Annotated in this window: 19 protein-coding genes and 1 pseudogene; 10 read left to right on the top strand and 10 right to left on the bottom strand. The window is 65.3% G+C overall.

The window, feature by feature from the left end:
* The coding region (locus tag ASE78_RS18085; RefSeq protein ID WP_235514849.1) for a PfkB family carbohydrate kinase at nucleotides 1-273 on the bottom strand (273 nt) is incomplete at its 3' end.
* A 130-nt stretch (nucleotides 274-403) separates the two neighbouring features.
* On the opposite strand from ASE78_RS18085, the gene uxuA reads away from it, so the two are divergent.
* The 3 genes from uxuA to ASE78_RS02625 all read left to right on the top strand — a co-directional run bounded on the left by uxuA (nucleotide 404) and on the right by ASE78_RS02625 (nucleotide 4,372).
* Entirely contained in the window at nucleotides 404-1,573 is a 1,170-nt protein-coding gene (uxuA, locus tag ASE78_RS02635) for a mannonate dehydratase (protein WP_056492835.1), read from the top strand.
* Between the two features lie 103 nt (nucleotides 1,574-1,676).
* Nucleotides 1,677-3,044 carry a mannitol dehydrogenase family protein gene (locus ASE78_RS02630; RefSeq protein WP_056492831.1) on the top strand — a complete coding sequence of 456 codons (1,368 nt, stop codon included), beginning with the start codon at nucleotides 1,677-1,679 and terminating at the stop codon, nucleotides 3,042-3,044.
* Between the two features lie 44 nt (nucleotides 3,045-3,088).
* Nucleotides 3,089-4,372, top strand: a complete 1,284-nt coding sequence (locus tag ASE78_RS02625) for an MFS transporter (RefSeq protein ID WP_056492827.1) — start codon at nucleotides 3,089-3,091, stop codon at nucleotides 4,370-4,372.
* A gap of 636 nt (nucleotides 4,373-5,008) precedes the next feature.
* On the opposite strand, the gene ASE78_RS02620 is transcribed toward ASE78_RS02625, so the two are convergent.
* The 3 genes from ASE78_RS02620 to ASE78_RS02610 all read right to left on the bottom strand — a co-directional run bounded on the left by ASE78_RS02620 (nucleotide 5,009) and on the right by ASE78_RS02610 (nucleotide 9,846).
* On the bottom strand, nucleotides 5,009-8,212 hold the full coding sequence (locus ASE78_RS02620; protein WP_162236453.1) for a TonB-dependent receptor: 3,204 nt from the start codon (nucleotides 8,210-8,212) through the stop codon (nucleotides 5,009-5,011).
* Nucleotides 8,213-8,470: 258 nt separating this feature from the next.
* Entirely contained in the window at nucleotides 8,471-9,340 is an 870-nt protein-coding gene (locus tag ASE78_RS02615; RefSeq protein ID WP_056492821.1) for an SDR family NAD(P)-dependent oxidoreductase, read from the bottom strand.
* An 80-nt stretch (nucleotides 9,341-9,420) separates the two neighbouring features.
* On the bottom strand, nucleotides 9,421-9,846 hold the full coding sequence (locus ASE78_RS02610; RefSeq protein WP_082466954.1) for an Rrf2 family transcriptional regulator: 426 nt from the start codon (nucleotides 9,844-9,846) through the stop codon (nucleotides 9,421-9,423).
* Between the two features lie 1,134 nt (nucleotides 9,847-10,980).
* On the opposite strand from ASE78_RS02610, the gene ASE78_RS02605 reads away from it, so the two are divergent.
* From ASE78_RS02605 to ASE78_RS02580, 6 genes are all read left to right on the top strand, one after another.
* Nucleotides 10,981-11,478, top strand: a complete 498-nt coding sequence (locus ASE78_RS02605; RefSeq protein WP_162236452.1) for a carbohydrate binding domain-containing protein — start codon at nucleotides 10,981-10,983, stop codon at nucleotides 11,476-11,478.
* A 509-nt stretch (nucleotides 11,479-11,987) separates the two neighbouring features.
* Nucleotides 11,988-12,770, top strand: coding sequence for a DUF1080 domain-containing protein (locus ASE78_RS02600; protein ID WP_056492812.1), 783 nt, complete (start codon nucleotides 11,988-11,990; stop codon nucleotides 12,768-12,770).
* Nucleotides 12,771-12,815: 45 nt separating this feature from the next.
* Nucleotides 12,816-13,670 carry an FAD:protein FMN transferase gene (locus tag ASE78_RS02595; protein ID WP_156351247.1) on the top strand — a complete coding sequence of 285 codons (855 nt, stop codon included), beginning with the start codon at nucleotides 12,816-12,818 and terminating at the stop codon, nucleotides 13,668-13,670.
* 133 nt (nucleotides 13,671-13,803) lie between these two features.
* A complete protein-coding gene (locus ASE78_RS02590) occupies nucleotides 13,804-14,964 on the top strand; it encodes a Gfo/Idh/MocA family protein (RefSeq protein WP_162236451.1) in 1,161 nt (386 codons plus the stop codon).
* A gap of 19 nt (nucleotides 14,965-14,983) precedes the next feature.
* A complete protein-coding gene (locus ASE78_RS02585; RefSeq protein WP_200910977.1) occupies nucleotides 14,984-16,405 on the top strand; it encodes a Gfo/Idh/MocA family protein in 1,422 nt (473 codons plus the stop codon).
* Nucleotides 16,406-16,678: 273 nt separating this feature from the next.
* Nucleotides 16,679-17,719, top strand: a complete 1,041-nt coding sequence (locus ASE78_RS02580; RefSeq protein ID WP_162236450.1) for a cellulase family glycosylhydrolase — start codon at nucleotides 16,679-16,681, stop codon at nucleotides 17,717-17,719.
* A gap of 211 nt (nucleotides 17,720-17,930) precedes the next feature.
* On the opposite strand, the pseudogene ASE78_RS18080 reads toward ASE78_RS02580, so the two are convergent.
* Nucleotides 17,931-18,658, bottom strand: a pseudogene (locus ASE78_RS18080) (IS5 family transposase).
* A gap of 144 nt (nucleotides 18,659-18,802) precedes the next feature.
* On the opposite strand from ASE78_RS18080, the gene ASE78_RS02565 reads away from it, so the two are divergent.
* Entirely contained in the window at nucleotides 18,803-19,138 is a 336-nt protein-coding gene (locus tag ASE78_RS02565; protein WP_056492794.1) for a hypothetical protein, read from the top strand.
* A gap of 198 nt (nucleotides 19,139-19,336) precedes the next feature.
* Here ASE78_RS02565 and ASE78_RS02560 read toward each other — a convergent pair whose 3' ends face one another.
* Genes ASE78_RS02560 through ASE78_RS02540 form a run of 5 tightly spaced genes read right to left on the bottom strand, consistent with a single transcriptional unit; the run spans nucleotide 19,337 to nucleotide 26,551 of the window.
* Nucleotides 19,337-20,512: a VWA domain-containing protein gene (locus ASE78_RS02560; RefSeq protein ID WP_056492791.1), complete on the bottom strand. Its 1,176-nt coding sequence runs from the start codon at nucleotides 20,510-20,512 to the stop codon at nucleotides 19,337-19,339.
* Nucleotides 20,509-22,731 carry a DUF5682 family protein gene (locus ASE78_RS02555; protein ID WP_056492788.1) on the bottom strand — a complete coding sequence of 741 codons (2,223 nt, stop codon included), beginning with the start codon at nucleotides 22,729-22,731 and terminating at the stop codon, nucleotides 20,509-20,511. Before ASE78_RS02555 ends, ASE78_RS02560 begins: the two co-directional genes overlap by 4 nt.
* A 4-nt stretch (nucleotides 22,732-22,735) precedes the next feature.
* The gene (locus tag ASE78_RS02550; protein WP_056492785.1) at nucleotides 22,736-23,815 is read right to left on the bottom strand and encodes an ATP-binding protein; all 1,080 of its coding nucleotides are present in this window, start codon (nucleotides 23,813-23,815) and stop codon (nucleotides 22,736-22,738) included.
* Nucleotides 23,812-25,185, bottom strand: coding sequence for a DUF5691 domain-containing protein (locus tag ASE78_RS02545; protein ID WP_056492782.1), 1,374 nt, complete (start codon nucleotides 25,183-25,185; stop codon nucleotides 23,812-23,814). The genes ASE78_RS02550 and ASE78_RS02545 overlap by 4 nt, the downstream gene beginning before the upstream one ends.
* Nucleotides 25,178-26,551 (bottom strand): SWIM zinc finger family protein, encoded by a 1,374-nt coding sequence (locus tag ASE78_RS02540; RefSeq protein WP_056492779.1) that lies wholly within the window; start codon nucleotides 26,549-26,551, stop codon nucleotides 25,178-25,180. Before ASE78_RS02540 ends, ASE78_RS02545 begins: the two co-directional genes overlap by 8 nt.
* Nucleotides 26,552-26,586: the final 35 nt, after the last annotated feature.

Here is a 26,586-nt window from a genome sequence, read left to right as displayed (position 1 = left end):
AAACCGGCGGACGCTCCACTTAGCAATCGCGTCGAGCTGTTCAGATGAACCGAGCCACCTCTCGGCACTCGTCCAGTCGCGTCGCAGGGAGTTGCTTAAAGCATCCGTTCCTAACGCGGTCACGAAGGCGACCCGTCGGCCCAGTCGTGCCAAATGCATTGCCGTATTCAGCGTATCGCCGCCGTAGCCCAGCGCCCAACCCGAGGTCCCCCTGGGTCTGGACGTCGACAATTCCAGCATGCCCTCACCTACGACCATGATCGTTCGATTCATCTTCGTCATACCTTTTGGCCTACCACATATCTGAAACTGGCCTGCCATAATATCTCATGCTAGGCAGGCAATTAAGAGCGAAACTAGGCCATGCGGTCAGACGCGTATCGAGAGGGGAAACTGGCGGGTGATGATGATCGAAACGATGCGCTGGTTCGGCCCGTCTGATCCGGTGAAACTACGCGATATCCGTCAGGCCGGGGCGAGTGGTGTCGTGACTGCGTTGCACGAGTCTGCCAATGGCGATGTCTGGACGAAGGAGGCAATCGAGGCACGCAAGGCCGAAATCAAGGTAGCCGGCCTCGACTGGTCCGTGGTCGAAAGCCTGCCGGTGCACGAGGCGATCAAGACGCGCGGCCCCGATCAGGATGCGCTGATCGACAATTACCGGCAGAGCCTGACCAATCTGGCGGCGTGTGGCATTCGCACGATCACCTACAACTTCATGCCGGTAATCGACTGGACCCGCACCGACCTAGCGTGGGCGATGCCCGACGGCGCGCTGGCGTTGCGCTTTGAACTGGACGCGGCGGCGGTGTTCGACCTCCATATCCTGCGCCGGGCAGGGGCCGAGCGCGACTATGATCCCGCACTGATCGAACGCGCCGCGCGCCGGTTCGCCGGCATGGACGCGGACGCACGCCACCTGCTGGAAAGAACCATCATCGCGGGACTGCCCGGCAGCGAGGAGAGCTTCGACGTCGACTGTTTCCGCAAGGCGCTCGCCCAATACGACCATGTCGATGCCGAAACGCTGCGCGCCAACCATGTTGCGTTCCTCGAAGCGGTCTGCCCGCTGGCAGATCAGCTCGGCATCCGGCTGGTCGTGCATCCCGACGATCCGCCCTTCGCGCTGTTCGGCCTGCCCCGCGTGGTCAGCACCGAAGCCGATGTGACCGCGCTGTTCGATCGCGTACCCAACCCGTCCAACGGCCTGTGCTTCTGCGCCGGATCCTTTGGCGCACGCGCCGACAACGACCTGCCCGGCATGATCGAGCGGCTGGGCGAACGGATCGGCTTTCTCCACCTCCGCTCGGTCCAGCGCGAGCCTGACGGTGCCTTTCATGAGGCCGCGCACCTCGCCGGCGACGCCGGCATGGTCGCGCTGGTGGAGGCGATCCACAGATTGCAGTCGCGCGAGGGCCGCTCGATCCCAATGCGCCCTGATCACGGCCACCAGATGCTCGACGACCTGTCGAAAAAGACCCTGCCGGGCTATTCGCTGCTCGGGCGAATGCGCGGTCTCGCCGAACTGCGCGGGCTGGAACGCGGGATTGCGCACATGGCGGCGCAACGTTGAGCCGTACGCTCATCCTCTCGCCCGACTGCCTGTTCTTCAGCGATCCCGACCAGCGGTCGATCGCCCGCGCCCTCTATCGCCTGTGAGGTTGTCTGCCGCCACCATGTCCCGGCTACCGGCCACCGTCGCGCGATACGATTATGACCGTGCGGCGCAACGCATCGGCATCGTCCATCTCGGCATCGGTGCGTTCACCCGCGCGCATCAGGCGGTGTTCACCGACCGCGCAATGGCGGCGGGCGACCGCGACTGGGCCATCGTCGGCGCGCCGTTGCGCTCGTCCGCCGTCCGTGACGCCCTGGTGCGGCAGGACGGGCTGTTCACGGTCACCGAAACGGGCGCGGACGGGGCGCGATCGCGGTTGATCGGTTCGGTCCGCGACGTGATCGTCGCATCGGACCCGAACGATGACCTGCACCGTGCGCTCGTGTCGCCCGACGTCGCGATCGTGACCATGACGGTGACCGAAAAGGGCTATCACCGCCGGGCCGACGGATCGCTCGACGTGGCCGCGGTCGAACGATCGCCCGGCACGCTGTACCACCATCTCGCCCGCGCCTTTGCCGGCCGGCGCGATGCCGGCCTTGGCGGGTTGTCGCTGTTGTCGTGCGACAACCTCGCCGATAATGGCGGCGTGCTTGCGGCCTCGCTCGGCATCTGGCTCGATCATGTCGATCCGTCGCTCGGCCGCTGGTTCGAGGGCGAATGCACCTGCCCCTCGACGATGGTAGACCGCATCGTGCCGGCGATCACGCTCGCCGATCTCGACCGGACCGAAGACATGCTGGGCCTGCGCGACGAGGCCGCCGTGCTGACCGAACCCTTTGCGCAATGGGTGATCGAGGACAGGTTTGCCGGCCGCCGCCCGCGCTGGGACGCGGCCGGCGCGCAGATCGTGACCGACGTCGCCCCGTATGAAACCGCCAAGCTGCGGATGCTCAACGGTGCACATTCCGCGCTCGCCTATCTCGGTCTGCGTGCTGGCCTGACCTATGTTCACGAGGCGATCGCCGATGCGGCGATCGGTCCGATCGTCGAACGGCTGATGCGAAACGAGGCCGCCGCCGGCCTGGATGCCGCGCCGGGGCAGAACCTGTCCGCCTATGCCGACGCGCTGCTCGCCCGGTTCGCCAATCCGACGCTGCGTCATGCGCTGCGCCAGATCGCAACCGATGGGTCGCAGAAGATTGCCCAACGCTGGCTGGCGTCGCTCGATGCCAACGGGGTGCAGGGACGGACCTGCCCCGAGACGCTGAAGGCGCTGGCCGCATGGATGCTGCACGTTCGCGGCGATAACGGCCCGGTCGACGACCCGCGCGCCGCCGAGTTCGCGGCCGCATGGGCCGCCGCCGGACGTGACGGCATCATCGGTGCCATGGTCGGCGATCATGGCCTGCTGGCTGGCACATGGCACCCGCGCGCGTGCGACAGGGCGCTGCTGGCGGAAAATCTCGCGACATTCGATACATGATGACCAGCCGACAATCGCAAGGGAGAGCGGGCGTGGACGATTCAATGCAGGCGACGGATCGCGGCCCGCACAAAGCCGGCGGCAACGTCCGCTGGGTCATATGCGCGCTGCTGTTCTTCGCGACGACGATCAACTACATTGATCGTCAGGTCATCGGCATCCTGAAGCCCACGCTACAGGGCGAACTCGGCTGGTCCGAGATCGACTATGGCATGATCGTGTTCTGGTTCCAGGCCGCCTATGCCGTCGGCCTGCTGGCGTGCGGGCCGCTGATCGACAAGGTCGGGTCGAGGTTGGGCTATGCTGCGGCGATCACGCTGTGGAGCCTCGCCGCCATGTTCCATGCGTTCATGCGCAGTCCGGGCGGCTTTGCGCTGGCGCGCGCCGCACTGGGTCTGGGCGAGGCCGCGAATTTCCCCGCCGCGATCAAGTCGGTCGCCGAATGGTTTCCCAAGAAGGAACGCGCGCTCGCCGCGGGCATCCTGAACGCGGGTGCCAATGTCGGCGCGATCGCGACGCCGATCATCGTACCGATCATCACGCTGGCCTATGGCTGGCGCGCGGCGTTCATCATCACCGGGATGCTCGGCTTCGTATGGCTGGTCGCGTGGCTGATCTTCTACCGCGCGCCCGAGCGGCATCCACGCGTCTCGGCGCAGGAGCTTGCCTATATCGGTGCCGATCAGGACAATGACGCGGGCGCCGCACCGATCCCGTGGCGCCGCCTGTTCCGCTATCGCGGCACATGGGCCTTCATCAGCGCCAAGTTCCTGACCGATCCGGTGTGGTATCTGTTCCTGTTCTGGCTGCCCGATTTTTTCGCCAAGCGCCACGGCCTCGACCTGAAGACCTTCGGTCCGCCGCTGATCGCGGTATATCTGCTGGCGGATGTCGGCAGCATCGGCGGCGGCTGGCTGTCGTCGGCGCTCATCAAGCGCGGCTACAGCGTCAATGCCGGTCGCAAGCTGGCGCTGCTCGCCTCCGCAGTCCTCGTCGTGCCGATCGTGTTCGCCAGCACCGTGTCCAGCCTCATCGCCGCCGTCGCGATCATCGGCCTTGCCGCCGCGGCGCATCAGGGCTGGTCGTCCAATCTCTATACGATGGTGTCGGACACCTTCCCGAAAAGCTCGGTCGCCTCGGTGATGGGCATCGGCGGTGCCGCGGGCGCGGTCGGCGGGATGATCATGGCGCGGTATGTCGGCGAGGTTCTGGAGCGTGTCGGCAGTTATGCGCCGGTGTTCATCTGGGCCGGCAGCGCCTATCTGGTCGCGTTGCTGATCGTGCACATCCTGCTACCCAGATTGACCGTGGCACCACCGCAGGGCTGAGCGCCTGCATGTCGTTCAATAGCGTCTGAGCTACGCCATTCGCCGGATGCGCACGTCGTTGCCGGCGTGAGGCAGATCGAGGGTGCGCTCGCTCCCGACACGGTTTCGCCCGTGGCGGGGTCGAGCGTCTGCGCGACAGCGATCCGTCGATGGTGTTCACGCCTATTCTGCGTGAAGGCACCGGGAATGACGCCGGTCGTGCGCAGGGACGCATTCGGGGCAGGGCGGTCGTGGTTGCCGGGCAGACCGGGACGACACCGGTCCGGTCGGCATGACGGCATGACATGCGTACCGATTCAGGCAGCCCGTAGCCGGTGGCCGCGATGCTCGCCGGGCGAAGCCGTGGCCGCGTTCGGGGCAGCCCTGGTCAGCAGCTGCATGAACGTCGGTGGCGTGATTCCGGGTGCGGAACCCCGTCTGCCGGCGTTGATCGGAAATGCTTTCGGTCCTTGTTGCCGGTCGCAAGGGGGCATGCGGCACGACACCCGGATGTCGTCACGATACGGGGGCGGTATATACCGCCGATTCCGAAAACCGACCACACCCCACAAAGTCTAGTCGACAAAAAACCCCGACACCACATGGCTTGGTGTCGGGGGAAGGGGACCCGTAAAGTGTATTGAAAAAGTCGGTCTATTAGTAGCGGAACCTGAAACCAACGGTCACGTTCCGATCATAGATATTTTGATCCATGAACATTTCTTCGAACTGCGCATAACGCGAGTCGAATGCCTTGAAGATGTTCGTAGCCTGAAGATAGGCCGTCATCCCCTTTTTGAATTCATAATTTATCGACGCGTCGACAAAGGTGGCGCCATTATACCATGTCGCCAGCCGTGCGTTGCTGATGGTCGGCGGTGCGGCGTTGTATGCGGCGATCAGCGCGGGATCAGGCGTCGACAGGGCGACATTGGGGGCACGCTGCCCGCGGACGTTCGAGAAGCGTTCCGATCGCCAGTTCGCCGCCACCCGTGCCTGAAGGCCGTACTTCTGAAACCACAGGGCGTAATTTACCGTATATTCGGAGAAATTCGGCAGCGGCAGGCTGTTTCCGTAGAAGTCGGTGTCGAAGCCCTTCGACTGGCCATAGGTGAAGTTCGCATCGGTACCAAAGCCGCTCAGGACGCCGGGCAGGAACGTAAAGGGCATTTTGACGCCCCCTTCGACACCCTGGGTGTACGTGCCGCTGCCATTCACGACCTGCGTATAGATTCCCTGCCGCCGGACGACGCCATCGGCATCCGGCCCTGGTGCCGAGAACGTCTCGGTCCGGGCGAAGGACGAGATATCCAGCCGGTAGACCGCCAGGTTGAGCAGCATTTCCCGTGTGGGATACCATTCGACGCCAAGGTTGTAGTTGGTCGACCGCCATGGCTGCAGGTCCGGGTTGCCGCCACTGGCCGAAAGGAAGATGTTGAATCCATCGGGCAAGGACGGGTCCGTACCGTTGTTCGCATTGCGGCCGATCCGGATCTGCTGACCAAGAATGTTGACGTCCGGCCGGGTAACCGCCTTGTTGACGCCAACCCGTAGCACGACGTTGGGTGCCGGCAGGATACGCAGGTTGAAGTTCGGAAGCGTATCCGAATATTTCCGCTTGAGCCGTTCGGGACCAAGATCGAGCAGAACCGACGTGTTCGCGACGCGCTGGTTCACATCGATCAAACGACGATCGATCGTTACGTCGCTGTCGACCTGCCTGACGCCGACGTTGCCGAAAAATGTCCAACCGAAGAACATCTCGCCCGAAAAATCGAGCTGCGCATAGAATTCCTTGGTCGAAACGCCGTATTTATACTGCTGGCTCGGATCGAACGCCTGCAAAGGCGAATATGTCTGCCCCGCGGCGTTGGTATAGGTAGGAAACATCCGCGACCATGCCCCCAAAGGGTCGGTGCCGAACAATGCCCTCGCTTCCGGCAGCACTACCGATGGAACGGAGGTCAGGCCGAGTTTGGTGTAGCTCCGGTAATATTGCGCCGGCCATGCTGCTTCGATGTCGGGCGCGATACCGGAGATCAGGGTGTCGCGGAACGGCGTGCCGATCGGCGTGGCACTGATATTGGGCGACGACGAATATTGCGCACCGGGTGTGCCCGAATAGGTCGGGGCAAACATAGTATAACCGGCGCTCGCTATGTCCTGCTTGCTGTAACGACCGCCGAACTTGATGGCATCGACAATCGCAATGCGCTGCTTCCAGATGCCATTTGCCGTCGCGCTTAACAGGCGTCCGTGCTGGTCGCTTCCGTTGGCACCGATGTTGTTCAGCCTGAGCTTCGTCGCATCAAACCCCCCGTCCTGCATGTCAATGAAGGGCTGCGGGCCGGTGAAATCGAATCCCATCAGGTAGCCCGGCCATGCGGTAGCGCCCGTTGCGGTCACGGTCGTGCAGTTGATCGTGCATCCTGCCGGCGACGAGATCGTCGTCGGGTTGTATTCGCCATCGATCGAAGCGTTTTCCGTACTGCGGCGGTTCTGGGATGCCTGTAGACGCAAGTCACCCGAGAAATGGCTGTCGCCCTTGTAGTTCAGCTTCAGCATCGTGTTGCGGGATGTGCCAAAAGCGGAATTGTCGCCGGTGCGGCTATAGACACGCACGACGCGCTGTACGCCCTTTTGCACTACCCCGTTCTCACTCACCACCATCGGCGCAAGCCCCGGCTTGAGCGTATCGAACAGCGTACCGCTGTTGTGGAAATAGAAGTTGTGATAGTAATTATTGTCTTCGATTTCCGACGCGAAGGTCTCTGCCGATATCGTCAGATTGGGCATGATTTCATATGCCAGCGATGCGGACAGCGCCGTCCGCTTGCGCACCAGTTCCGCGTCGTTGATGCCGATAATCCGGGGCATCCAGACATAGTTGCCGGCGATCAGGCATCGCAGGTTGTTCTGATCGTGATACAGCTTCACGCCGCGCGCTTGGGCGGCCGTCAGCGCGCGGGGATCGGTGCCGGGTACGATGCCGGTCGGGAACGGGAAGGTCGCGCATGCCGAACCCTTTCCGGTCAGATCGTAGAACCCCTGCGATGGATCGGTCGGATTCTTCATCACGCCGTCCGGGGTGATACGATCCCAGTCGTTGTTGTTGTTGTTGCTGTTGTAATTGGCGCGGGTCGCCTGCGACTGGTTGATCGCTACGAGCGCGGCCCACCGGCCATCCTGGGACTTGTAACCGGTAATCAGGGAGGCATTCGCATTCAGTTTCTGCGAATAGGAACCCCGCTGACCTTCGATGACCCCGGCGATATTCCAGCCCTTGCGCTGGCTCAGAGGCTGCCGGGTTCTCAGGTTGATCGTACCGGCAATGCCACCGGGCAGAATATCGGCCGTGTTCGACTTGATGACGTCAACGCCGGAGATGAGCGAGGCGGGCAGATCGTCATAGTTCGGCTGCGTTGAAACGATATTCCCGGCACCCAGGAACATATCGCCGTTCAGGGTGCTCATTACTTGGGGCAACCCGCGCAGGCTCACCGAAGCGCCTTCACCGGCCGTGCGCGACACCTGTACGCCGGTAACGCGTTGCAGCGAATCGGATATTGTTACGTCGGGCAACCGGCCAATATCCTCGGCCACAATGGAATCGACGAAATTATCGGCGGTCCGCTTGATGTCGATCGATTTGAGCTGCGACGCCCGAACGCCCGTCACGACGATCTCCTGCGCGTTCGCCGCTGTGGCGTCCGCAGGCTTGTCACTCGTGCTATCCGCCTCGACGGCAGCGGCGTCCGACGCAGCATCCGGCCTGACCTGACCATGCGCACCCGCCGCTAGGAACAGACTTACGATGCTGGTGGAGATCTGAAATCTAATCCTCGAGCCGCGTGTAAGCATTGACCGGTACCCCCCCTTTTTTGTTGACGCCATTGCCAATTCTGAACGTAGGCATGGTGACGTTGTCCCGCGATGTCAGCTATCATGGGACCATTGGCATGACAATATTAATTTATATTGTCATGCCATATTGGAAAGGTGCCTTACCGAACGGCGGACGGCGGCATGCAAGTACCGGTAATTCAAAGATTATTGACGGAAGTGTGCGCATGGAACCGTCGCAGGCCCGGACGAAAGTACTGGAGGCTCTCAGCCCGGTCAGTGTGGGCGATGTTGCTGGATGAGCTTCGCGAACTTCCGCAAGCCGATCGCATCGGCAGCGGATGGAGAGATCGCGTTCGCAAGCGTCAGCATCCTGAGCATCCCGCCGCCCATGACATGGGCCTGACGTCGCTGGCGGATAGTGGCGAGAATCTCGCGCGCGACCACGTCCGGCTCGCAAAGATCGACGCCCATCTTGCGCCACATGTCGAAAAACGGCGACTCGGATTCGGTGTTGGAGGGCACGGGTCCGAAGAACGACAGCATGACGTCGGTCCCGGCAAGCTCGCGGTTTGCGCCTTGCACATAGCTCGCCAGCGCGCCGCGGGTCGCCGCATATGCACTCATGAACGGCAGCGCCACCCGGCCGTCCATGGCGCCGCCGATGTGGACAACCACGCCGCCGCCGGCCTGCTTGCGCAGTTCGGGCAGGAATGCCTGTGTCACGAAGATTGGCCCCTTCACGTTGACGGCGAGCAGATCGTCGATGTCAGCCGACGTGTATTCCTCGATGGCCTTGCGTGGCGAGACACCCGCAAGGTTCACGACCGCATCGACCCGGCCGAGGTGCTTGAAGGCCGCCGCCGCCAGCGCCGCCATACTCGCGGGATCCGTGACGTCCGCGCTCTGGTAGATCGCCGAGCCGTCGTCGCGGCCGGTCAGCGCAGCGGCGTCATGCTCTCGCCGCGCGGCCAGTACCAACCGGAAACCCTCGCCCGCGAGGAGCCTAGCCAGTGCGTGGCCAAGTCCTCCGGTCACCCCGATCAGAACGGCGGTGGGCGCATCCTTGCCGTGCGTCGCCGTGGCTGGCGCGGTTCCGGTAGCGCTGCCGGCAATCGCCGGGGCGTTTGCGCTCAGTTGCGTCATTTTTTCATTCCTTTTGATGAAAATATGGATACTGAAATAGTATCTATTAAGGGTAAAAAACTAACCGGAATAGGTGAAAACTAACCGGGCCTCGCCCTGATCCTCGACACCACATCTGCTAGCGTCGTCTGTCGCAGATGCCCGTGGACCGCCTCATGCGTGCCAGCCAGCACGTCGCTCATGACGTCCTTGATGTTGGAACTCACGATACATTCCCGCCGGACAGGATAGCCGTGAATGCCGAAGGCATCCGGGGGATTCACCGCCGAGTAGATATCGAAGAGCGAAATGTTTTCCGGGCTTCGCGCCAGGCCATAACCGCCTGACTTGCCGACCGTCGCGTCGGCCAGTTTCGCCTTCGAGAGTTTGACGAGGATTCTTTTAACGAAAACCGGGTTCGCATTCACGCTGCCGGCAAGGACTTCTGATGCGAAGATTCCCCCGTGATGTGCGATTGCCGCCATCACGTGGACCGCAATCGAAAATTGAGTATTTACCGATGCCATATATAGACACTATATTAGTATCTGCTCCGGGGCAAGTGCCGCGCGCTGGCAGGGCGCAGGACGCGGGGGAGGAGAAGTAACCGACAGGGGTGCTACGGTACGGACGGTCGGACCACGGGCATTTGCCAAGCCGCGACCGTACCGGTCCGCACCTGCCGACCGAACCGCGAATTTGCCGTCTGGAGGGTTGGTTTGACGGGCCGATGTTATCATATCTGCCGCTTCGCAATCCATTCGGGGCATCGCGCGCGAGCGGCTCGACCGCCCATGTTCCCGGACACTGACAGGAATCACCACAGTCGGGTTTTAAACTATTGCCTTGCGCGGTCGGCAGTATGCGATCAATATTGGCCTGACAAATCGGAAATCCGAGTCATACAGAAAGGCGGAAGTGGGCAACTGGCATCGGGGTGACATCGGTCGACGCCTTCTGGTTTCTGGCGCTTCCAATAATGCGATGATCTGCTTACCGGCCAAGCAGGCGCATGGGCAGGCGACCGGAAGCGCGGGTTCCGATAGGGCCACGACCGCCGTATTGTGCGACTGTCCTTCCGCAAACGGATACAGAAGCGCAAGCGGCAGATGCTGCGGTTCGGCGGAACTGCGTATCGTCCTGCAAACGCCGCGACCGTGCCGGTGTGCCGAACAATTCCGGCCTCGTGCCGGTACGGTGCCGGGGTCGTCGCGGTGCTGCGGCCCGTCCGCGCGCCTGCCCGACGGGTGGCGCCCCCAACGGCGGCGGATGTCCGCCTGTGCGGCGCGGATCGTGGCATGAGCGGTGGCGTGGTCACCCTGCGGCGGTACCCGACCAAGCCTTTGCGAGAACGCGGAGGGCATGCGCGACGGGAATCTTCCACCATGCGGAGCGGTTCGATCCGGGACGAAGCGTTCCTTGGCCTGTATGGCTGGTCGGTCGATCCGCTGGTCGCGGATATGTGATCGAACGCCTGGGGGAGCCGCGTCATGCCGCCGGTCCCGACGCGGGACAGGTAGCCATGGGCAACATGATATCCGGTCGCTGACGCGGCCGGTTCGGGGGGCTGGACCGAAACCAGTCGAATACAGGTCTGAATTAAGGCCGAATGCAGGAGAGTATGGATGAGCAAGTTGTACGTAGCGATCGCGACCGTTGCCATGATCGGCGCGCCGACAATCGCGCAGACGGCGACCGGCGATCGGGTGATCGCGTCGGTCAAGGCAACCGACTGGGCCATCACCGGCGACAATCAGGCGCACGAACGCGTTGCCGACGCCAAGGCCGAAGGCGGGACCGCGATTCGCATCACCGTCCCGAACGATGGCGGTTCGACCGCCGGCGCGGCCGTGCAAACCAAGGTCAATACGACGATCACCACCGGCGACAGGGTCCGTGTCACCGCCTGGCTGAAGGGCGTGTCGACCGTCGCGGGCGGACCGGCCAAGGCGATCGTCAAGCTCAAGGATTCAGGGAAGTCCTACGGCATCTACGCCCAGAAGACGTTCGAACTGACCAGCGAGTGGAAGCCCTATTCGGCTGAATTTGTCGCGACGCGTGATTTCGCCGCCGGATCGACCGCCATGGTCGTGCAGTTTGCGGTAGGCCGGCAGGTCGTCGATGTCGGCCAGGCGACGACGACCATCGTCGCCCAGTAACCGTGACGGGTGGCGGATGCGCCGGCGAGTGAGCAACGCCATCCGTCGAACCGTCGTCTGCCGTCGATACCGCCGCCTGTCGGGTCGTGTCTGGTTTGACACGCGGAACGCGCCCTGCCCGTGCTCGACCGGGCAGGGCGCCGATCGGGCCGTGATCGGACCGTGCCAGTCCATATCGTCTGGCGGACCACCGGACCGAGGACCGCTCGACAATGGTCGTATCCCCATGTCCGTAAAGGGCAATCGCTGCGGGAACAGCATTCGAAGGAACCGGTTCACACTGCGGAAACGCCACTCCCCCTAGCTGGGGCGCGTCCATTTTCCGCATCATTCGATTTACACTTGCTGCTAATCGATCGTCAGGCCAATATGAAAATTGGTAAGCTAATTGTACCATGGAGTGGAGGGTTGGTCTGTTGAATCGCTCAATCAAGGGATCCGTGGCGCGGCTCGTGCGGCGGGCTAGGCCCCGGCCATCGGTTGGCCGCTTAGCGCTTGTCGCCGTCGCCATGACCTGCACAAGTGCAGCGGTGCCGGGTGTCGAGCCTGCTGCGGCGGAATGTCAGGCACCGGTGGCGCCTGCGGGATCGAATGTCGTGTCGTCGACCGAGAAGAGGCATGGCTGGTCGTTGCTGTGGGACGGCCGCACGTCCGCCGGCTGGCGAAGCGCCCATTCCGAATCGTTTCCCGCCACCGGCTGGACGATGTGCAACGGTGTACTGGCGATCAACGGCAAGGGCGGCGGTGAGTCGCGCGGCCCCGGCGACATCATCACCACGAAGCGCTACGGCCAGTTCGAACTCCAGTTCGCTTTCCAAATCACGCCCGGTGCCAACAGCGGCCTGAAGACGTTCGTTCAGACCAACATTTCGCCGATCGACAAGGTGACCGGCAAGCCGACGCCGATCGGGTCGGGGATCGGGCTGGAATTCCAGGTGCTGGACGACGAACTGCATCCCGACGCCAAGCTGGGCCGCGATGGTAACCGGACCGTTGGGTCGCTGTACGATCTGATCCCGGCACCGAAGGACAAGGCCGTCCTGCCGCCGGGGCAGTGGAACCGAGGGCGCATCGTCTCGAGCGGACGGCGTCTCACCTTCTACCTGAACGGTCGCAAGACGATCGATGTGGATCGAGGATCCCCCGCGTTCGCGGAGGCAGTCGCACGGAGCAAGTTCAAGAACATCACCGGGTTCGGCGAGTGGGCCGACGGCCATCTGCTTTTGCAGGATCATGGCGACCGCGTCTTCTTCACCGACCTGAAGGTGCGTGAACTGAAGGCGGCGCGTTAGGGCGGGTGACAGCGGGTGCCGGTGTTCTGCAAAAGCCTGTTCGTGATGAACACCCGGTTCTCGCTGGTCGTACCGAACATCTCGGCCGAATCGGGTGAGTCGCTGGCAATCGATATCGGGCGTCGGCTGGTGCAGGACGAGTGTGTCATGAGCCGGTTCGATCCCGACGCCGAAGTGGCGACCATTAACCGGCTGCCCGCGCGCCGCCGATTGCCGCTGAGCGATCGGCTGTTCGCGATCTTGTCCGATTGCCGTGCGCACTGGATACGCACGCATGGCGCGTTCGACGTCACGCTGGGCGCGACGAACGACAATTGGCGCAGCGGCGGGCGTGGGCCCGGCGCGTCCGCGCCGGGCGGCTGGGATCAGGTCGATCTCGATGCGGATCGCCGCACGATCGCGTTCGCGCAGGCCGGGGTCCGGATCGATCTGGGTGGGGTCGGCAAGGGCATCGCTTTGCAAGGCGTCGCCGGACGGATCGCCGCCGCCGGTATCGACCACGCCTTCGTCAGCTTTGGCGACAGTTCGATCCTCATCATCGGGCCACAACCCGGTGGCGCGGCGTGGCGGATCGGCATACGCGACGAAGGCGAACCCGCCGCCAGCCTCCACGCCTTCGACCTGTATGGCGGGTCGGTGTCGACATCCGGCATCGATCCGATCCGTCCGCACCTGATCGAACCGACGGCGCGCCGTGCGCCACGGGGCTGGCGAATGCTGTCGGTGGCCTGCGCCTGCCCGGTCGAGGCCGAGGTGCTGTCGACGGCGCTCATCGTGCGTCCGGCAAAGGAGCGGGCTGCGATTCTCGCCAATTATCCCTCCGTTCAGGCTGTCGAGTTCAGGCGGCGGACCGAAGGCGGCCCCGTGGCCGCGAAGAAGGTATGGTTTCATGGAATATGACTTTAACGGTCCGGTCGGGACACAGGTGCCCAGGGTGGCGCGGCGTGCGTTTCTGCGTGGCCTTGCCGTTTCGATCGGCGGGGCGGCGGCACTGACCGAAGTCCCCTGGCTGTCCCCGCTGCGCGCAGCCCCGGTGGGGCAGGCGGCGTCCGACCGTGTCCGTCTGGGCATGATCGGTATCGGTTCGCGCGGCGGCCTGCTGATGGACAACCTGATGCAGACGCCGGGCGTCGAGATCGCGGGTGTTTGCGACGATTATGCGCCCAACCTCGAACGGGCGCATGCGGCAACGAAACGCAAGGCGTACGCCACCGCCGACTACCGCGCGCTGCTCGACCGCCAGGATATCGACGGCGTCGTTATCGCCACGCCCTTGTACATGCATGCGCCGATGTGCCTCGCCACCCTCGCTGCCGGCAAGCATGTTTTCTGCGAGAAGAGCCTGGCGCTGACGATCGCGGACTGCAAACGCGTGGCGAGCGCCGCGGCGCGTAGCGCACATGTGTTCCAGATCGGCCATCAGCGGCTGTTCGACGCCCGGTTCCACAAGGCGCTGGGCCATATGCGGCGCGGCGACCTGGGGCCGATCACGCAGATCAGGGCCTATTGGCACCGCAATATCGACTGGCGGCGTAAACCGCCGACCCCGGCGCTGGAGCGCAAGCTGAACTGGCGGCTGTATCGTGCCTATTCCGGCGGATTGATGACCGAACTCGGTTCGCATCATCTGCACGTATCCAACTGGATCTTCGACCACCCGCCACTGTCGTGCATCGGCTATGGCAGCACCAATTACTGGCGCGATGGCCGCGAAGTCTTCGACAATGTCAACGCGATCTATCGGTATCCGGGCGATGTCCAGACGATCTACGATTCGCTGAGCTCCAACCGGCACCACGGCATGGAAGTGGAGGTGATGGGGCCGAAGGGTACGATGGAGCTGGAATCCGGCCGGATGTTCTGGGAATCGCCGCCGCAGGCAGTGACGCCACCCGACGTGGCGAACCTCGTCCGGCAGCTCGAACAGGGCACGGCCGGCCCCATGCCGCTCGCCGCGCCCACCTGGACCCCCGAAACCAAGTCCAACAAGGCCGGTGTCCCCATCCTGGCGAACTGGAAGGGCGACGACGGGACCGGCCTGTCGCTGGCGGCCTTCGCCAATTCGGTGCGCAGCGGCGAGAAGATGCCGGGCATGGTCGATCACGCCTATCGTTCCGGTGTCGCCGCGCTGATGGGGTTGCAGGCGATGCTGGAACGACGTGAGGTCATGTGGCCGGGCAACTATAAAATTTGATATTCCAAGGAGAATGAGGATGCGTAAGGACTTCATGCCGCCAAGTTCGGCAACCCTGGCGAACCGCCGGACCTTTCTGGCCGGGGCGGGGGCGGTGGGTGGCAGCCTGCTGGTCACCCCGTCGATCCTGTCGGCGCAGTCGCGGGGCGACAAGGTCAACATCGCCCTGATCGGCATCGGCGGGCGCGGCAAGGATGTCGCCAAGGACCTGAGCGCCACCGGACTGGTCAACGTCGTCGCGCTGTGCGACACCGAAATGGGTCATCCGCGCACCGCCGACGTGATGGCGATGTTCCCCAAGGCCCGGCAGTTCAAGGACTTCCGGCAGATGTTCGACAAGGCCGGTCGTGAATTCGACGCGGTCAGCGTGTCGACGCCGGACTTCTCGCACTTCCCGATTGCGATGCAGGCCATGTCGATGGGCAAGCACATCTATTGCGAAAAGCCGATGGGCCAGAGTTTCCGCCAGATCCAGCTGATGATGGATGCGGCGGCCCGGTACCGGATCGTGTCGCAGATGGGCAATCAGGGCCATTCGGGGGCCGGGTACTTCCAGTTCCGCGAATGGGTGAAGGCCGGCATCATCCGCAACGTCACGCAGATCACGGCGTTCATGAACAGCCCGCGCCGCTGGCATGGCAAGCAGGTGTCCGACTTTCTGCCCGTGCAGCCGATCCCCGACTTCCTCGACTGGGATGCGTGGCAGGCCACCGCGGCACCGCACCCGTTCAACAGCGGCTATCTGGCCGGTGACTGGCGGTCGTGGTTCGATTATGGCGACGGCGCACTGGGCGACTGGGGCGCGCATATCTTCGACAATGCGCATGAATTCCTGCAACTCGGCCTGCCGACGGAAGTGGAAAGCACGAAGATCGAGGGCATGAGCCGCTTCCTGTTTCCGCAGGCATCGACGCTGGTCTTCCGCTTTCCCAAGCGCGGGACGATGCCGCCGCTCGAACTCAGCTGGTACGAAGGGCAGCAGAACCTGCCGCCGTTGCCGGCGAACTTCGGGGCGTCGGTGGTCGATCCCAACATCCCGCCGCCGACGTCGGGCACCATCGAGACCAAGCGTCTCGCGCCGGGCAAGGTGATCTATGGCGAGGGGCTGACGTTCAAGGGCGGATCGCATTCGTCGGAACTGGAGATACTCGGTCCGGCCGGCAAGGCGATGGCGGGCAAGCTGCCGCCCACGCCGGCCTATGCGTCGAGCCATGCGGGCAATTTCCTGAAGAGCGTGATGGGACAGGAGCGGTGTCATTCCAGCTTCGCGATCGCCGGTCCGCTGTGCCAGACCATGGCATTGGGCAACATCGCCCAGCGCCTCAACGCGAAGTTCAGCTTCAATCCGAAAACCCGGCGGATCACCAACAACCGCGTCGCCGATGCGCTGCTGGACGGCAGCAAGCCGCGGCCGGGCTGGGAGCAATACTACCGTCTGTGAGCGGTTCGACCCCGCCCCGGACGTCACCTGTTGTTCAGGTAGCGTCCGGGGCAGGGTAGCATGTTTCCCCAAGGGTCGCCGTCGCGTGATCCGTTGATGCGACCAAGGACTGCTTATCCGCGCCGGCAAACTTGCTGTGCATGGCTGTGCTGGACCTCTGGTCTGCGGGCGTTGATTTCTACCGGAGCGGTGGACGAGCGGCGTTGCCGTGCAAGCCGTGCCGGCGATACGTGCAGCCCGGTGCCGGGGAGTGTTCGAGCAGGAGTACGTGCCTTGGTAAGACGATCCTTCGCCGGCCTGCTGTGGGCGGCATGCCTGTCCGCCAGCGCGGTTGCGGCCCCGGCCGGGACGACCGACACGATGACGGTCCGCGGGCGGTTCCTCTACACCGCGGCGGGGGAGCGCGTGGTGCTGCGCGGCGTCAACGAGATGTTTTCGGCATCCCCCGATCCCACGGGTGAGCGGACCATGCCGGAGATTGCGAAGACGGGGGCCAACGCGGTCCGCATCATGACCAACCCGCGCTATCCCGCGACCAGTCTCGATACGGTCATTCGCAACGCCGTCGCCAACGGCATGATCCCGATCGTCGAATGTCACGCGGCCACGGGCAAATGGGAAAAGCTGGGCGATTGCGTCGCCTACTGGACCCGCGGGGACATCGTCGCAGTGATACGCCGCCATCGCCGCTGGGTGATGGTCAACATCGCCAACGAGGCGGGCAAGGAGGTCGCGAAGGCCGACTTCCTCGCCGGGTATCGTGACGCGATCGCCCGGATCCGGTCGGTCGGCATCGACGTTCCGCTCATCATCGACGGGTCCGACTGGGGCAAGGAATACCGGATGCTGCTCGACAGCTGGGCACCGCTCAACGCGGCCGATCCCCGCCACGCGATCATCGTTTCCGCCCACAGCTACTGGGTCGGCACCGAGGAGGAACGCAAAACGCCGTATCGCGAGATCATCGCGCGCGTGGTTCGCGACGACATACCCTTCATCCTCGGCGAAGGGCCGACCGGCGCGGGGTGGGACTGCAAGGCTTCCCCGTATCGCTGGGCCATGGGCGCGTTGCAGCAGGCCGACATCGGCTGGCTGACCTGGTCGTGGGGCATGGTGCCGAACGGCGATTGCCGGGCGGAGAACCGCTACGACGTGACCGACGGGGGGCGGTTCGGCGCGTGGAAGTCGGAATCGGGGGAAGCGATGATGATCTCCGACCCGGCCAGCATCCGCAACACGTCGCGCCGGCCCTGCTCGATCGACAAGGCGGGAGCCGGCTGCATTCGGTCGGAGCGGAAGCGCCGCACCCGGTAACGGCGTTGCGGGCGGCGCTTCTGCTGCGACGCCGTGACGAACGTCAGGGCTGGGAATGGCACGGAAATCGAGCACCGAAAGGTGTAAGATTTCCGTCAGGGCAGGAGGCCGCGGGGGTACGAACGCTGCCCTAAGTGTTTTCGGTTTTCGCCTTGGTCCGAGGCGCGTGCAACAGCGTAAGCTGCCCCCTCTGAGTTATGACGGTCTGAGTCTAGGCTGCGTGGACAAATTTGAGCCAGTATCTTGCGGTGGCGAGATGGACCATGCCGAGGAAGCTGCTGGCGAGGTGGTCATAACGGGCGGCGATGGCACGGTTGATCTTGAGGTGGCCGAACATGCGCTCGATGCGGTTGCGCTGCTTGTAGAGCGTCCGGTCATGTTCGATTTTCACCCGGCGGTTTGATCGGCCGACGGGTTTGATATTGCGCTTCGCAAGGCCGGCGCGGATGGCGTCGGCATCGTAGCCCTTGTCGGCAAGCAAGGCATCAGGCGTGCGTTCTGGCAGGACGATCAGGGCGTCATACGCCTTGCAGTCTGCCGCCTTACCGCCGGTCAGGTGAAAGGCGAGCGGTCGGCCGAAGGCGTCAGCTAGGCAGTGAAGTTTACTGGTGAACCCGCCCCGCGAGCGGCCAAGAGCACGTTGATGAGCCCCCCTTTTCCGCCCGCTGCCGACACATGGGCGCGAACGGTGGTGCTGTCGATGCTGTAGTGGCCGATGTCGGCCATGATCTCGGCCAAAGTTACTGCCACGATTTCCCAGACCCCGGCCGCGCTCCACCGACGGAACCGGCGATAGATGGTGTTCCAGTTCCCGTATTTGGGCGGCACGTCGCGCCATGGCGCCCCACACCGTAGCCGCCAGAGTATGCCGTTGACGATCGAACGGTTCTGTTCGGGAGGTCTGCCCCGACCCCGGTTCTGGCGCTCGATCGGCAGCAAATCCTTCAGGATGTGCCATTCCGCCTCGGTAAGATCGCCCCGGCTCAAACCTGCCTCCAAAAGACAGCCTTGAATCAACCGTTCTGCTTCGCGTCAACCAGGATCGGTTGCCGTTACACCCTCCCGAGTGCCAGAACGCATTCCATGAAGAACATCCAGATCATCGATGGCGCCGCGAATGCGACCTTCAGCGTGTTCCAAGCCACAGACGAGGAGTTCGCCGCGATCTTCCCCGACGGGCGCGACATGGAGCGGGTCGAAGACTTGATCGAACGAGTTGGCGAAGAGGCCGTAGGTTCCGTGCTGACGCCTGTTTGGAGCCGCCCAATCCTGAAACGTGAGGCGCTCGGGATCCATGGAACCCTGTTCTACGACAATGACGATCGGCGGGAACACATACCGCCATCGAAGCGCGAGGTGGATTGGGATAATCGCTCAGTCAATCAAGCCCAGAGCAATCTGTTCGCCCAGCACCGGTAATTTGTCCACGCCGCCTAGCTCACGATCGTGCTGTCGAGCAGTCGGAACCGAGTTCTACAGCGGNCCGCAACCATACTTACACAACGCCACACATCACATAGCCCGCGTCCGTCAGGACCGCGGGCCAACTTGCGTTCGGCGCGCTTGCCGGTAGGCGAGCGTGATCCATCGTTCGGATTCACCTTCGTGCTGTCCCATCTAGTCTTCTGCGCGGATCGTCTTGATGTCGCTGTCCGCCGCCCAGCGGTGGACGTCCTCGCGGCGTAGCGCCGTCGCCATCAGGTCGGGAAACTGGTCGGGGGTGCAGGCGAACACCGGGATGCCGAGCGCCGCCACCCGCGCCGAGAGTTGCGGATCATAGGACGGCCGGCCGCTGTCGGTCAGCGCGAGCAGGACGACGACGTTCACTCCCGACACCGTCAGCCGCGCCAGTCGGTCGACCAGCGCACTGGCATCACCCCCTTCGTACAGGTCGGTGATGAGTACCAGATGCGCATTCGCCGGCCGTTCGATCCGGTCCGCGCAATAGGCGACGGCACGATTGATGTCGGTGCCGCCGCCCAGTTGCACGCCGAAGAGCACCTCGACCGGATCGGCCAGTTCTTCAGTCAAATCGACGATCGCGGTGTCGAAACAGACCAGTTTGGTCGCGACCACCGGCAGCGACGCCATCACTGCTGCAAAGATCGAGGCATAGACGACCGAACTGGCCATCGATCCCGACTGGTCGACGCACAGGATCACCTCGTCCAGATCGACGATCCGCCGCTGCTGGCGCAAAAAGCCGATCAGGCGTTCGGGGACGATCGTGCGATGCGCCGCCTGATAATGGCGCAGGTTCGCGTGGATCGTGCGGGGCCAGTCGATGTCGGCGAAGCGCGGCCGGGTGGTCCGTCGCGACCGGTCGAGCGCGCCGCGGATCGCATCGGCGGTTTTTGCCTCCAGCCGGGCCATCAGTTCGGCGACGACCTTGGCGATCACGGCGCGTGCCGTTTCCCGCGTTTTTTCGGGCATCACCCCGCGTAGCGCCACGAGGTCGGCGACGAGGTTCACGTCCGCCTCGACGGTCGCCAGAAATTCGGGTTCGAGCAGCATCTGGCGCAGGCCCTTGCGCTCGAACGCATCCTTCTGGATCACCTGCACGACCGGGGTCGGAAAGAATTCGCGAATGTCTCCCAGCCATTTGGCGACGCTCGGCGCCGACCCGCCGAGGCCGCCGCGCCCCTTCTTTCCTTCGTTTCCATCGCCGTAAAGTGCGGCAAGCGCCTGCGCCATGCGTCGGTCGCGTTCGGACAGGGGGTAGCTGACGTCGTCGCTTTCCTCGACGCCCAACGCCAGCGTCCAGCGGCGGCTGCGTTCGTGGTCCTCCGTCATGCCGCCCCCGTCATCAGCGCCATGATGCGCGCTTCATGCACCGGCCATAATGTCGCGGCGCCCGGTAACAGCCGATAGCCGCGATGGTCCTTGCCCGTGCCCCCGAGCGCCGCATCGAGCAGGCGGCGGCGTTCGTTGCGATCGAGGGCTGCGAACACCCGGCGAAACAGCGGCAGGTTGGCGACGAACGCCTCCTCGTCCAGCCCGCCGAGCCACCCGTCGACCGCATCGCGCAGCACGCTGTCGTGGATCAGCCGCGCCCCGGCACCTTCCAGAAATCCCTCGAAGAACCCCGCTGCCTGCGCGACGGGCGTGCCCGGCGACAGCATCCGGCCGAGCAGCGTCGCGGCATCGGTGGCGGTCAGCCGATCGGCTTCGTAGAGCAGCCGCGCGGCGGTGCCGGCGACGAGGCGGGTCGCCTGATCGTCCTCGCCAAGCGTGGCGAGCGCGTCGTGCCAGCGGGTCACGACGTCGGCGTCGAGCTGGGCGAGCTGGATCGCGCTTTCGGCGGCGAGGATCGCCGCCCGCAACGCGCCCGCCGCATCGTCGTCGAGCCCGCGCGCGGCATAGGGCAGGGCGATCGCCGCCTGCACCACGATGCGCGGCATCAGTCCGCCCAGATGCTCGACCGTTCCGGCGCGCGCCTCGCCATAGCGCAGGATGTCGGCCATCGGCGGGAGTGCCGCGAGCAGCGCGTGGCAATCGTCGGTCAGCGCCGCGCGCCGTTCGAGCAGCGCGATGCCGGTTTCGGTCGCCTGGTCGAGATCGGCGACCATCGCGCTGCGGACCAATGCGGCAAGCCTCCCCAGATCGGCCTCGGCGCGCATCGCCTCCCCCAGCCGCCCCGCCGCCGCCTTGGCGATCGTCGAGCCATGGACGAGGTTCTCGACCAGCCGGACCGCATATTCGGGCTGCCATGCCAGCAGCCAGTTTTCGCGGAACGTCCCCCGGCTGCGTCCGGCATCGGCAAGGCGGCCCCATGGCACGTCGAGCGCATTCAACCGGTGCAGCAATGTCGAGCGGGCAAGGCCACTGTCGCTGCGCAAGTCGAGCGTCAGCGCGCGTTCGAGCGCTTCGGGTTTCAGCCGCGTCGCCTTTTGCTGGCGCTGCAGATCCTCCAGCAGCGGCGCGAGCGGGGTGTCGGCGGGGATGACGCCGACCGCCGATCCGATCAGCAGCTCGGCGGCGATATCGTCCCACACCTCGGCTTCGCCGTTGCACAGGCAGGCGATGGCCGCCTCGCGCAATTCCTCGAACCCGGGATGCGGGCGTTCGCGAAGGGCGGTGAGCGCATGCCCCAGCCGCTGCGCCTCGATCACCGAGGCGGTCGAGACGAAATGGCCGCGTGTCCGCATCACCCGCGCGATCCGCGCGAGCCAGATCGAGTCGCGATCCTGCGTCGCACGGGTGTGCCACAGATGGTCGCACCAGCCGGGCGCGACGACGCCGGCGCCATAGCCGCTCGACCGGGCGAGGCGCGGGGCAGTCCAGGGTGCCCATGTCGCCTTCATCTTCGCCTTCGGCCGTCCTTTCAGCAGCGCGCGGTCGGCGGCGAGGCTGTGCCGTTCGGCAAGCGCGGGGACATGCCATGCCCCGCAAACCACCGCGACCGGGCGATCGCTGTCCTTGGCGGCGCGGGCGATCTCGATCCGCATATGCGCCTCGCGTGCCGCTTCGCGGGGCCCAAGCGGGCGGGCTTCGCGGCGCAGCGCGGTCATCGCATCGGCGACGGCGGCGAACACCGTGGTCGATTCCGGATTCTCCTCGATCACGTCGCTCCACCATGATTCGCCATCGGCATAGCCGGCGGCGGCGGCGAGCACGCCGATCGGATCGTACGCGATCGGATCGTCGTCGGCGGTGATTGGCGCATCCCCCTCCGTCTCCCCGTCCGGCGCACCCGGCCGGTCGGCGGCGGGCAGGTCGATGAAACGTAGTTCGGCACCGTGCGCCACTGCCCAGCGTGCCGCCTGATATTCCGGCGAATAGTCGGCGAAGGGAAAGAAGCTGGCGTCGGCAGGATCGTCCTCGGCATAGGTCAGCAGCGCGACCGGGGTCGCCATCGCCGGATCGGCGAGCATCGGCAACAGGTGCGAGGCATCGGCCGGTCCCTCGATCAGCACCGTGCCGGGTTGCAGCGTGTCCAACGCCTCCACCAGCCGGCGCGCCGAGCCCGGCCCGTGGTGGCGGATGCCGAAAAGCAAGACGTCTGCCGGCATCGCGTCAGATCAGGTCGGTGAGCGAGGCGTAATAGCGTTCGAACCCGCGCCGCTTCTTGAGCACGGTTTCGAGATATTCGCCGAGCACCGCCTTGTCCTGCACCGGGTCCTTGACCACCGCGCCGATCATGTTCGCCGCCAGCGTCTCGGGCGTCAGGCGGCCATCGTTGAAGAAGGTCGCCTGGCTGATCCCGCCGACCATCACCCCGATCGCCTCGGCGGTGGACAGCCCGCCCGACGGGGTCTTGAGCGCGATCTTGCCGTCCTCGGTCGAGCCTGAGCGCAGTTCGCGAAAGATCGCGACGACGCGCGCGACTTCCTCGGCGACGTTCTTCGGTTCGGGCAGGTCGAGGCTGCGTGCCATTTCGCCGACCCGCTTGACGATGATCGCCACTTCTTCTTCGGCGCTGTCGGGCAACGGCAGGACGACGACGTTGAAGCGGCGTTTCAACGCCGAGCTGAGGTCGTTGACCCCCTTGTCGCGGTTGTTGGCGGTGGCGATGATGTTGAACCCACGCCGGGCATAGACTGCGCCGTTCAGTTCGGGGATCGGCATCATCTTTTCCGACAGCACGGTGATGAGCGTGTCCTGCACGTCCGATCCCATGCGGGTCAGTTCTTCCATCCGGCATAGCTTGCCGGTTTCCATCGCGCGCATCAGCGGGGTCGCCACCAATGCCTCGCGGCTGGGGCCATGGGCGAGGAGCTGGGCATAGTTCCAGCCGTAGCGGACCTGGTTTTCGTCGGTGCCGGCGGTGCATTGGATCACCATCGTCGAATCGCCGGTGATCGCGGCGGCCAGATGCTCCGATACCCAGGATTTGGCGGTGCCCGGCACGCCGAGCAGCAACAGCGCGCGATCGGTGGCCAGCGTCGCCACCGCCGTTTCGATCAGCCGTCGGTCGCCGACATATTTGGGGGTGATGACGGTCCCGTCGGCGGCATGTCCGCCCATCAGATAGGTGACGACCAGTTTCGGCGAGAGTGACCAGCCGGGCGGGCGACGATCGGTATCGCCGGCCGCCAGCGCGGCCAGCTCACCGGCATAGGTCGTCTCGGCGGGCAGGCGCAGCGTTTCGCTCATCGGGGCAGTCTCCTGTCATCGAGCGCGGCGTTGAGCCGCAGCATGTCGAGCCGGGGGTCGGACGCGATCAGCCCCGCCCGGCCCAGTCGGTCGAGCGCCCGGACCGCGCCGTCGCGCGACGCGAGCAGGCCGAGTGCCAGCAGGTCGGCGGCGGGATCGCCACCGTCGATCGCGGCGAGCAGCGCGGTGCCGGCGGGGGTGGTCATCGGATCGTCGATCGCGCCGCAGCCGCCGGCGATCGACAGCGCGGTCATGAAGCTCGTGGCCGTCGTGCGTAACCATCGCGTGGCGATGGCATGGCGTTGACGCTGGTCGAGACGCGGCAACAGTGCCGTCAGCAGATGAATGTCGTCCGGCGTCGTCAGCGCGTCGGCGACCGCGACGACGATCGGATCGGGGGCGGAGCGGGCGATCATCGACGCGAAGCCATAATCGTTGCGGTGGTCGTCACGCCAGGCCCATGCCGTGGCCAGTCCGTCGGCGGTCAGGGCGAGCGCATCGGCAAAGGCGTCGAACGCGACCAGATCGAACAGATTGCTCCGGCGGGTCGACTGCGCCGGGGTCTTGATCGGTTGCGGCACCACTATTCTGGTCCGACGCAGCAGCCCCTTCGTCTGGACCGAATGGAAGGCGGCCAGTTCCGCGGCATCCTCGCCACCGGTCGCGCCGTGCCCCATGCGGGCGAGCAACGATGCGGCGAGCGCCTTCACGCGCGGCGCGCGGTCGGTGGCGAGGCTTTCGAGCAGCGGCCGGTCGGCATCGGACAGGCCGGTCGCCAGCGTCTCGATCAGGCGGACGCGGTGGTCGGCGGTTTCCTGACCAAGCTTCTGCGCGAGCAGCGCGGTCGCGGCGGCGGGATCGCGCTGGCGCAGCGTGGTGAAGGCGGCGCGACGCGCGGCGGGGCCGAGCCGATCCCAGCTCGCGGCGTCCAGCTCGTCGGCGGCGGTCGTCGCGTCGGATGCCCAGTCCTGCCAAGGTGCATAGACGGCGGGCACCTCGTCGCCCGGTCTGGGCAACCAGTCGCCGGGATGCAGCGTCCGGCCGCGCGCGTCGAGGAAGTCGAGCAGGTGCCGCCGCATCGGGTCGCGCAATTGCTGGAGCAGCCGCCGCGCGCGCGGCCGCAGCGGATCGGCCAGCGGTGGCTGCGCGAGTTGCGGGATGTCGCCGCGCGGTTGGACCCCGCCCACGGGTTCGGCGATGGCGAGCGTGCCGAGATACTGGCCGGACAGCGCGAGCAGGCGCAATTCGGCTTCGGCAGGGTCCTGCCCGAGCAGGTCGCGCCATGCGTCCGGCGCGACCGATGCCGCGCTGCCACCCATCGTCCAGCGGGTGAGCACCGGCCCCAGCATGTCGAGAATATCGTCAGCCATGATCGACCCGTCCCCATGGCGTCCGCGTCGCCAGCAGATCGATCCGGTTGCCCGACCATAGCGCGGCGGCACCGGTCAGGTCGGTGCCGGCGATCAGCCCGTCGGCGTCGCCGGCGAGCGGCAGGCAGAGGTCGCCATCCCGCTGTCGCCACCACGCCGCACCGGCCCGGTCGAACCCGATGCGGCCGGGCGGGAGCAGGACCGGACGTTCGGTCGCCCATGGCTCGGCGAGCAGCGGGTCGGTCAGCGCGGCGGCGAGTGGGCCGTCGATCGCGGGCCAGTCGAGCGGCGGACCGTCGATCAGCGCCGCCTCGCGCCGGAGCAGCAGCGCACGCAGCGGCGAGCGCGCCGGATAGAACACCAGTTCGGCGGGGAATTGCTCGCCCGGCGTGAACACCGATCCACGACGGCCGATGCTGGCCGGAAAGAAATCGAGCAGCATCGCGAAGCGTGGGCCTGTCCCCAAGTTCAGCAGCCATGTCGTCTGCGATACCAGCCCGTCGCGGCGGGTGTGGACCCGTTCGGCGAGGACTTCCCACACGCTCGACACGCGCGGGGCGGACGGGTCGGCCAGCAGCGTCTCGCGATTCTCGGCGGTGGCGACGGCGCGGCGCAGTTCGGGATCGTTGGGCGTGGCGCGACAGGCGCGGGCGAGCAGCACCAGCCGCGCAAGCTCGACCGTCGCCCCGCGCACCCGGTCGCCCGGTGGCAGCGCCAGCAGCCGCGCGGGCAGTTCGTCGATATGGCCGGCGAGCGCCGCCGCCTTGCCGTCGACCAGCCGTGCGCCGATCCGGCGACAGCGCGTCGTCACCTCATCGACGAACCCGCCCAGCCCGAGGCGCAACTGGTCGCCGACCCATCCCTCCAGTGCACCCAGCGCGTCGAGGATCGCGCGTTCGGTGTCCCCGGCGCGTTTGACGGCGGCGGCCTCGCGCTTCGTTTCAGCCTTGGCGTCCTCGACCGGTTCGGGGTCGATGGTGCGGGCGGCGTGAAGGTCCTTGGGCGCAGCAGGAGCGGCGGTTTTCGTCGAGGGCGCGCGTCGCCGGGCCAGCCAGTCGCCGACCCAGTCGGGGGTCTCGGCGGCAGGGAAGGGGACGATCGCCTCGGCATGGAGCCACAGCAGCGCGAGGCTGTGCTTGCACGGAAATTTGCGCGACGGGCAGGTGCATTTATTGCCGAGGTCACGCAGGTCGGCCATCACCCGGTACGGGTTTGCGCCCGATCCGGCGCATTCGCCCCAGATCAGCGCGCCATCGTCGCTCATGCCCACGCCCGACCATTTGCCGGGTTTGACGAGCCCGGCGGCGGCCTTCAGCGACGGCTGATCGGTGGCAAGCCCTTCCACCGCCTTCAAGTCGATCGCCACGCCACCCCCGGACCTTCGTGTCGCACAATGATAGG

This window comes from Sphingomonas sp. Leaf25 (genome assembly GCF_001421635.1).
Lineage (GTDB): Bacteria > Pseudomonadota > Alphaproteobacteria > Sphingomonadales > Sphingomonadaceae > Sphingomonas.
The sequence above is the reverse complement of the archived record's forward strand: the minus strand, read 5'-3'. Positions and strand labels throughout refer to the sequence as shown.

Coding starts and splice junctions, on each gene's coding strand:
- ASE78_RS02615 (WP_056492821.1), bottom strand. CDS start 9,340: ATGACGCAACTGAGCGCAAACGCCCCGGCGATTGCCGGCAGCGCTACC.
- ASE78_RS02560 (WP_056492791.1), bottom strand. CDS start 20,512: ATGACGGAGGACCACGAACGCAGCCGCCGCTGGACGCTGGCGTTGGGC.
- ASE78_RS02625 (WP_056492827.1), top strand. CDS start 3,089: ATGCAGGCGACGGATCGCGGCCCGCACAAAGCCGGCGGCAACGTCCGC.
- ASE78_RS02610 (WP_082466954.1), bottom strand. CDS start 9,846: ATGGCATCGGTAAATACTCAATTTTCGATTGCGGTCCACGTGATGGCG.
- ASE78_RS02565 (WP_056492794.1), top strand. CDS start 18,803: ATGAAGAACATCCAGATCATCGATGGCGCCGCGAATGCGACCTTCAGC.
- ASE78_RS02630 (WP_056492831.1), top strand. CDS start 1,677: ATGTCCCGGCTACCGGCCACCGTCGCGCGATACGATTATGACCGTGCG.
- ASE78_RS02555 (WP_056492788.1), bottom strand. CDS start 22,731: ATGCCGGCAGACGTCTTGCTTTTCGGCATCCGCCACCACGGGCCGGGC.
- ASE78_RS02620 (WP_162236453.1), bottom strand. CDS start 8,212: ATGCTTACACGCGGCTCGAGGATTAGATTTCAGATCTCCACCAGCATC.
- ASE78_RS02550 (WP_056492785.1), bottom strand. CDS start 23,815: ATGAGCGAAACGCTGCGCCTGCCCGCCGAGACGACCTATGCCGGTGAG.
- ASE78_RS02545 (WP_056492782.1), bottom strand. CDS start 25,185: ATGGCTGACGATATTCTCGACATGCTGGGGCCGGTGCTCACCCGCTGG.
- ASE78_RS02595 (WP_156351247.1), top strand. CDS start 12,816: ATGAACACCCGGTTCTCGCTGGTCGTACCGAACATCTCGGCCGAATCG.
- ASE78_RS02585 (WP_200910977.1), top strand. CDS start 14,984: ATGCGTAAGGACTTCATGCCGCCAAGTTCGGCAACCCTGGCGAACCGC.
- uxuA (WP_056492835.1), top strand. CDS start 404: ATGATGATCGAAACGATGCGCTGGTTCGGCCCGTCTGATCCGGTGAAA.
- ASE78_RS02600 (WP_056492812.1), top strand. CDS start 11,988: ATGACCTGCACAAGTGCAGCGGTGCCGGGTGTCGAGCCTGCTGCGGCG.
- ASE78_RS02605 (WP_162236452.1), top strand. CDS start 10,981: ATGATCGGCGCGCCGACAATCGCGCAGACGGCGACCGGCGATCGGGTG.